Origin of the sequence: Vreelandella populi (genome assembly GCF_003989825.1) — a bacterium.
In the GTDB taxonomy this organism is placed as follows: domain Bacteria; phylum Pseudomonadota; class Gammaproteobacteria; order Pseudomonadales; family Halomonadaceae; genus Vreelandella; species Vreelandella populi.
Window position 1 is genome coordinate 24,220 of sequence record NZ_RZHE01000013.1, and the last position, 7,255, is coordinate 31,474.

Below are 7,255 nucleotides of genomic sequence, written 5' to 3' on the forward strand. Positions count from 1 at the left end.
CCATACAAGCCATAGGGTTAAAGGTAGAATTCCTTAACGTAAGGAGGGTGTTATGAGTGATGCACTGAGAAGCTTCAAGAACCATTCGCCACGCCTGGGCGAGCGCGTCTATGTGGATCCGGCAAGTGTGGTAATTGGTGACGTTGAGTTGGGCGATGACTGCTCCGTATGGCCGATGACGGTGATCCGTGGCGATATGCACCAGATTCGTATCGGGGCCCGCACCAGCGTGCAGGATGGCAGCGTGCTGCATATCACCCACGCCAGTGACTTCAACCCCGATGGCTTTCCGCTCACGATTGGTGAAGACGTCACCATCGGCCATAAGGCCATTTTGCATGGCTGTACGCTGGGTAGCCGCATTCTGGTAGGCATGGGGGCTATCGTCATGGATGGCGCTGTGGTCGAAGATGAAGTGATCATTGCCGCCGGTGCTGTGGTCACTCCCGGCAAGCATCTGGAAAGTGGCTATGTTTATGCCGGTAACCCGGCCAAGGCACTGCGCCCGCTCAAAGATAAGGAGCGTGCCTTCTTCCCCTATACCGCTGGAAACTACGTAAAACTCAAGGATCAGTTTCTGGCCGAAGTTTCCTTATGATCGACCTTGGCTAAACGGTTGGTCAGGCAACCTTTTTTCTAAATCAGCCATGTTGTAATCTTTGAAAATCTGGTAATTTATCCAGTTTTCCAGGGTGCCGCGACATGGCGAACTTTCGCACGCATATTACGGTAGCGACCGCGGGCGGCATGCTAATGGCGTACGCGGGCTGGCAGGCACAGTGGTGGCCTTATTCTCAATCCATATTGATCGTGGCATTGGTTGCGTTTGGCGGGATTCTGCCGGATATTGATGCTGATCGATCACGCTCTATCCGTTTGATTTTCAATATCCTTTCCGTGCCCTCGCTAGTGCTGGGGGTAATGCTGCTGGAGTCGTGGCTAACGCCCGGCATGCTGCTTCTCGCCTGTGGCGGCATTTACTTCTCGGTGCGCTATCTGGCAGGGATACTGTTCTCAAAGCTGACTGTTCACCGGGGTATCTGGCATTCACTGTTAGCGGCGGGGCTATGCTCGCTGTTAACCGCCGCGCTGAGCTTTCATCTGCTTTTTCAGCCCCCGTGGCTTGCATGGTCACACGGTGCGGCCGTTTTACTGGGGTTTATCATTCATTTAGGGCTTGATGAGATCTATAGCGTGGATTTAGAAGGGGCTCGGCTGAAGCGCTCCTTTGGCACGGCGCTCAAGCTGGGTGACAGCCGCCGCCCCATGTCCAATCTTCTTATGCTGATTGCCACCTTGACGCTACTGCCCTGGGCACCCCCCTGGTCGGTATTAATCGAGCTTATGAATCACGGGTCGCTGCTGTGGCGGTAGTCGTCAGCGTGTAAACCGTGCTTCTTGAGCTTGTCGTATAAGGTTTTGCGCGGAATGCCCAGATGGCGGCAAACTTCGGTCACTCGGCCGTGGTGGCGGGAAAGCGACTGGCTGATCAGACTCTTTTCAAATAGCTCCACCTGGCGTGGCAGGGTGGGCTCCTGAGTATCGGCTGCGGCACCTTCCAGCAACATATCCAGGCGATAATCAAACGCGGCGCCCAGTAGAACGTAGCGTTCTGCCAGATTGCGCAGCTCGCGTACGTTGCCGGGCCAGTCATGAGCCAATAGCGCTGCCACGGCCTGGTTATCCAGGATGGGGGCCTCCAGGCCGCTGCGGTTAGCAGCAACAACGGCAAAATGCTGAAATAGCAGTGGGATGTCTTCGCGCCGCTCGCGCAGGGCAGGCAACGGTAGGGTCACGACATTTAATCGGTAGTAGAGGTCCTCGCGAAAACGCCCCTCTTCAGCAGCTGCTTTAAGGTCGACCTTGGTGGCGGCAATAACTCGCAGGTTTAATGGCACCACTTCATTGGCGCCCAGCCGCTCGATACTGCGCTCCTGAAGCACGCGCAGCAGTTTGACCTGAAGAGCCAGCGGCATGGATTCAATTTCATCCAGAAATACCGTGCCGCCGTTAGCGTGCTCAAACTTGCCAATTCGACGCTCGACCGCGCCGGTAAAGGCGCCTTTCTCGTGGCCAAACAGCTCGGATTCGATGGTGTTTTCCGGCACGGCGCCGCAGTTGATCGCCATGAAGGGGTTGTTGCGCCGGGCGCTTCGCTCGTGAATGGCGCGGGCCACCAAGTCCTTGCCCGTGCCCGTTTCGCCAAACAATAGCACGTCGGCCTCCACCTGGCTGATCCGCTGGATCATCGCGGCAAGGCGGGAAATAATCGCCGTGCGGCCCACCAGGCGCGGACCGAGTGCGGCTTGTTGTACTTCAAGTTCTGCCTTCAGCCGGTTGTTTTCCAAGCTTAGCTGGCGCTTTTCGATACCTCGGCGTACGACATCCAGCAGCTGATCGCCGGCAAACGGTTTCTCCAGAAAATCCCAGGCACCGGCGCGCATTGCCTCTACCGCGGTGGAGATATCGCCGTGGCCGGTAATTAGAATGATTGGCAGGGTCGGGTCGCGACGGTGCAACTCATGAAGAAGCCCCATTCCGCCCATTCCCGGCATGCGAATATCGCTAACGATAACGCCGGGGAAGTCCGCCGATAATACTTCCAGCGCCTGCTCGGCGGATTCGAAACAGTGGGGCGTGTAGCCGGCAAGCTCCAGGGTTTGGCTGGCGGTGATACGCAGATGCGGCTCGTCGTCGATCACCATGACCGGCAGCGTCGACGGTTCATGCATGGCTACTGTTTCCTTTCAAGGGATGGGGAGGGGTGTGCGCTAGCGGCGAAAAAGGCAGCGAGATAGTAAAGCAGGCACCACCAGTATCGCGGTTCTTGGCCTGCAGCTTGCCGCCCAGATCGTCCATGATACGCGAAGAAATGGAAAGCCCCAGGCCAAGGCCGCTGCCCGGCGCCTTGGTGGTAAAGAAGGGTTCAAAAATCTGTGCCAGGTGGGCGTCATCAATACCGGGGCCATTGTCCATTACACTGATGGTGACCTGCTGCTGGGCAAGCGCCGCGCTTAGGGTGAGTTGCGACGCGGGTGTTTCTTTCATGGCGTGCAGTGCATTGCTGATCAGGTTGACCAGTACCTGCTCAAGGCGCACCAGGTCGCCGGTTACCCAGAGCGTTTCATCCGGCCACTGCTGTTCAACGCGTACGTTCCCATCGCGCAGACGGCTATGAAACAGGCGCAGGGCGTATTCAATGCAAGCTTGCACCGAGATGGTTTCCTGGCACTCGCTGCTCTTGCGCGAGAACTGACGAAGCTGGGAACTGATCTCGGCCATGCGCTGGGTCAGTTCAACGATCTGTTCCAAGTTGGCATCGGCTTGATCAACGCGAAAGAGGGCTAAAAAGCGGCGGGCGTTTTCACCGTAGGCACGAATGGCCGCCAGCGGCTGGTTAAGCTCGTGGTTGATACCTGCAGCCAGCTGGCCCAGAACGGCAAGCTTGGCGGCTTGAATCAGCTCATCTTGGGTTTGGCGCAGGTTGGCTTCGGCTCGACGCCGCTCTTCGATCTCATCCGAGAGGCGCTGGTTGCTGGCGACCAGATCACGAGTGCGGCGCTCTACGCTCTCTTCAAGCTCATCGCGAACCAGGGCCAGGGTTTGTCTTTCGCGTTCCGCAAATGCTTCACGCTCGCGGCGCAAGCGCAGGCGCTGCCAGCCAATGCCGCCTCCCAGGACGATCATCCCATAAAGCCCACCGGCCATTAACGCGGCGATCCACTGGGCGCTGACCACCGGCGTCAAGGGTTTGAGAATATGCATGTTCCAGCCAAACTCCACGATCGGTCGGGTCAGACTTAAATAGCGCACGCCGCTCAAAGGTCCGTCAGAAAAACTGACCAGCGCACTGTCCATTCCATAGCGCGCCTCTATACTGATTCCGGAATATGACAGGGACTCCATGGCATAGCGGCGCGTTTCATGAAGTGCCTGGCGCTTTTCATCACTAAGGGGATGAAGCGCGCGCATGCGTAGTTCCGGGCGGCTGGCCATGAAAATAATATTATCCCCGTCGGTGACCAGCAGTTCGGCATCCTGTTCCGCCCAGCCCTCTTCAACCTCGTCCAGCAATACCTTGATCACCATCACGCCGTCAGGTTGGGCATCGGGCGAGGTATCGTCAATCCATACCGGTGCTGAGAAGAAGTAGCCCCGCTCAAGTGACTGGGTGCCCAAACCGTAAAACCGACCCTGCCGCCCGGCAATAGCTTCTGTGTAGTAGCTGCGAAACGCGTAGTTGTGGCCGATAAACGTATTGGGCCGATGCCAGTTGCTGGCGGCAATCGTGGTGGCATTGTGGTCAAGCAGGTAAACGTCAGACACTCCCGAGGTAAAACGAAAGCGGTCCAGCAGCAGATTGAGCGGCATGGGGTTTTGGTTTTCGGGGGCGCTTAGAAAACGCTGAACACCTTCTCGGGTGGCCAACATTTGCGGCAGGTAATCGTAGCGGAGCAGGTAGCCGTTGAGGTTGGCGGCCGAAAGCCGCAGCTCGTTCTCAGCATCATCTCGCAGGTCAGCAATCGCCTGTTCCCGTGCCAGACGAGCAGCTTGCCATATGGTGACGACGAGCCCCACGGTGATAACGGCAAGCCATATCGCTTTCCAGCGCAGCTTTTTCATACGGCTGGACTACTGGAGCCTTGTGAGCGCCTTAAGGCACGCTGTGCCCGGGTTTCGGCGCGGGCCGCTTCTAGTAATCCTTCCTCGACGTATACCAAGTGCTCATGCGACCGCGTTCGGGCATCTTCAGCGCGGCCTTCCAGAATGGCATCCAGAAGTGCTCGGTGCTGCTGCATTAATTTGCTACGTGATTCGGGTTTGGCAAACAGATGCGCCAGATTATCCACAATGCTTTGTTCCAGAAGGTGGAAAATCCCGCGGATCGTGTGCAGCAATAAAACGTTGTGTGCCGCTTCGGCAATGGCCAAGTGAAAGGCAGCATCCAGCTTGGCTTCCTGCGCCGGGTCGGCCCCCACAAAGCCACCATCCAGTTCTTCAAAGCGCTGTATGAGGACTGCTTTATCCGCCGGAGTAGAGCGCAGTGCCGCGTAGTAGGCGGAAATACCTTCCATGGCATCCCGGAACTCGAGCAGGTCAAGGTGGAACTCATTATGCCGGGAGAGCATTTCCAGAAGCGGGTCGGTATAGGTGTTATTCAGCGTATCGTTAACAAAAGTACCGCCGCCTTGGCGGCTGGTGAGCAGACCCCGGGCAGCCAGCTTTTGAATCGCTTCGCGCAGCGAGGGACGCGAGACGCCAAAACGCTCAGCCAATTCGCGCTCGGGGGGCAGTCGTTGGCCTGGCTTTAGGCTTCCTTCCAGAATCATGGCTTCCAGGCGTTCAGTAATAACATCGGCCAAGCGCTGCTGGCGAAGCGGTGGGTAGGTCATGCATTCAGCTTCCTTTAATTGGTAAGACCAATAATAGAGCAGGGAAGCCGCCTCGCTCAAGTGTACTGACCAGAAAGGGTAGAGTCGGCAGGCCTTAGAATAAGTGTGACTAAAGTATAATTCTTTGTGGTGCGTCAACAGCACAAGTTTGTTTGACAGGTATCACGGGGCTAATTAATGTAATGGCTTTGATATTGTCAATTGGTTTTACCAATTGAAAGTAGTGCTAACGCGCTGGGCAGTAAACATTGCTGATGCAGGAGCCGGGCGGACTCTTATTAAAGCTATTGTGCGCTTCTTTATATAGCGTCTGCCTACCTCTATTTCTAATATCGGTTTTCCAGGCGTATGCATCGCCTGGGGCCACGCTCACCCTTAATAGGTAGCGCATTCACTGCATAGGGCTTGCCATGATCATTTCTGCATCCACTGACTACCGCAAGGCGGCCCAGCGCCGCATACCGCCTTTCCTGTTTCATTATGCAGATGGAGGCTCTTATACCGAGCATACCCTTCGGCGTAACGTCGAGGACCTGGCCGGTATTGCGCTGCGTCAGCGTGTGCTCAAGGACATGTCATCGCTATCGCTTGAAACCACACTGTTTGGTGAAAAACTTGCCATGCCAATTGCCCTGGCGCCGGTCGGGCTGGCAGGCATGTACGCCAGGCGCGGTGAGGTACAGGCGGCGCGAGCGGCGGCCAGTAAAGGCATCCCCTTTACACTTTCGACGGTATCGGTGTGTCCGATCGATGAAGTAGCATCTGCCATTGATCGGCCGATCTGGTTTCAGCTGTATGTGCTGAAAGACCGGGGCTTCATGAAACATGCCTTGGAAAAAGCCAAGGCGGCTGGCGTCAAGACGCTGGTATTTACTGTGGACATGCCGGTGCCGGGGGCGCGTTACCGTGATGCCCATTCAGGCATGAGTGGTAAAAGCGGGCCGATCCGGCGCATGGCACAGGCCGCCATGCACCCTTTCTGGGCCTGGGATGTAGGTATCCACGGCCGCCCTCACGATCTGGGTAACGTCTCTGACTACCGGGGCAACCCGACAGGGCTGGAAGACTATATCGCTTGGCTGGGCAACAATTTCGACCCTGCCATTTCCTGGAAGGATCTGGAGTGGATTCGTGAGTTCTGGGATGGGCCCATGATCATTAAGGGCATACTCGACCCTGAAGATGCGCGTGATGCGGTTCGCTTTGGTGCGGACGGCATCGTGGTGTCCAACCATGGTGGTCGTCAGCTTGATGGTGTCATGTCATCTGCGCGGGCGCTGCCAGCGATTGCCGATGCTGTTAAAGGCGACCTGGCCATTCTGGCCGATTCCGGTATACGCAGTGGGCTCGATGTCGTGCGCATGATTGCCTTAGGCGCTGATACGGTACTGCTGGGGCGCGCCTTCATCTATGCGCTGGCCACGCGAGGCGAGGCCGGAGTAGCTCACCTGCTTGAGCTATTTGAAAAAGAGATGCGGGTCGCCATGACGCTTACCGGCGCCCATAGTATTGCCGATCTTGGGGCGGATTCGCTGGTTCCAGACTCGCTGCGTGGCATCTCCTGAGCGTTATGGAGATGTTTTGCATATTAATATGAAAAAGCGCTTGCACAACCGGCAGTGAATCCGTAAAGTACGCATCCGCTGCCGGGGACGCCAAGCGTTACCAGCGGTGAATGAAGGTGAAAACCTTCGGATTATCAAGCGGTTGGATGTTTTGGATGTCGCACGTTTCACATCGAAAACAACGCCCTTGACAATCACCGGGAAATGCGTAGAATGCGCCTTCCTCGCTGAGGCAAGCGGCTCCGGTCATCGAGTCGAAGGTTTTAAGCCTTTAGCGAAACCGCTCTTTAACAATTT

The 7,255-nt window shown here is 56.5% G+C and carries 7 protein-coding genes; 4 read left to right on the top strand and 3 right to left on the bottom strand.

Going from position 1 to position 7,255, the window contains the following annotated elements; translation table 11 throughout:
* The first annotated feature begins 52 nt into the window (after positions 1–52).
* On the top strand, positions 53–598 hold the full coding sequence (locus ELY25_RS13725) for a gamma carbonic anhydrase family protein (RefSeq protein WP_126951843.1): 546 nt from the start codon (positions 53–55) through the stop codon (positions 596–598).
* A 104-nt stretch (positions 599–702) separates the two neighbouring features.
* The gene (locus ELY25_RS13730) at positions 703–1,374 is read left to right on the top strand and encodes a metal-dependent hydrolase (RefSeq protein WP_126951844.1); all 672 of its coding nucleotides are present in this window, start codon (positions 703–705) and stop codon (positions 1,372–1,374) included.
* Here the strand turns inward: ELY25_RS13730 and ELY25_RS13735 are convergent.
* From ELY25_RS13735 to ELY25_RS13745, 3 genes are read right to left on the bottom strand one after another with little or no spacing between them, the layout of a single operon-like run.
* Entirely contained in the window at positions 1,350–2,732 is a 1,383-nt protein-coding gene (locus ELY25_RS13735; protein ID WP_126951845.1) for a sigma-54-dependent transcriptional regulator, read from the bottom strand. The two genes, ELY25_RS13730 and ELY25_RS13735, sit on opposite strands and share 25 nt — an antisense overlap.
* Positions 2,725–4,623, bottom strand: a complete 1,899-nt coding sequence (locus ELY25_RS13740; protein ID WP_126951846.1) for a sensor histidine kinase — start codon at positions 4,621–4,623, stop codon at positions 2,725–2,727. The genes ELY25_RS13735 and ELY25_RS13740 overlap by 8 nt, the downstream gene beginning before the upstream one ends.
* Entirely contained in the window at positions 4,620–5,393 is a 774-nt protein-coding gene (locus tag ELY25_RS13745; protein WP_126951847.1) for a GntR family transcriptional regulator, read from the bottom strand. Before ELY25_RS13745 ends, ELY25_RS13740 begins: the two co-directional genes overlap by 4 nt.
* Before the next feature lie 410 nt (positions 5,394–5,803).
* On the opposite strand from ELY25_RS13745, the gene lldD reads away from it, so the two are divergent.
* Positions 5,804–6,958 carry an FMN-dependent L-lactate dehydrogenase LldD gene (lldD, locus tag ELY25_RS13750; RefSeq protein WP_126951848.1) on the top strand — a complete coding sequence of 385 codons (1,155 nt, stop codon included), beginning with the start codon at positions 5,804–5,806 and terminating at the stop codon, positions 6,956–6,958.
* Positions 6,959–7,064: 106 nt separating this feature from the next.
* Positions 7,065–7,255: hypothetical protein (locus tag ELY25_RS17905; protein WP_221885509.1), on the top strand; the 191-nt coding region annotated here is incomplete at its 3' end.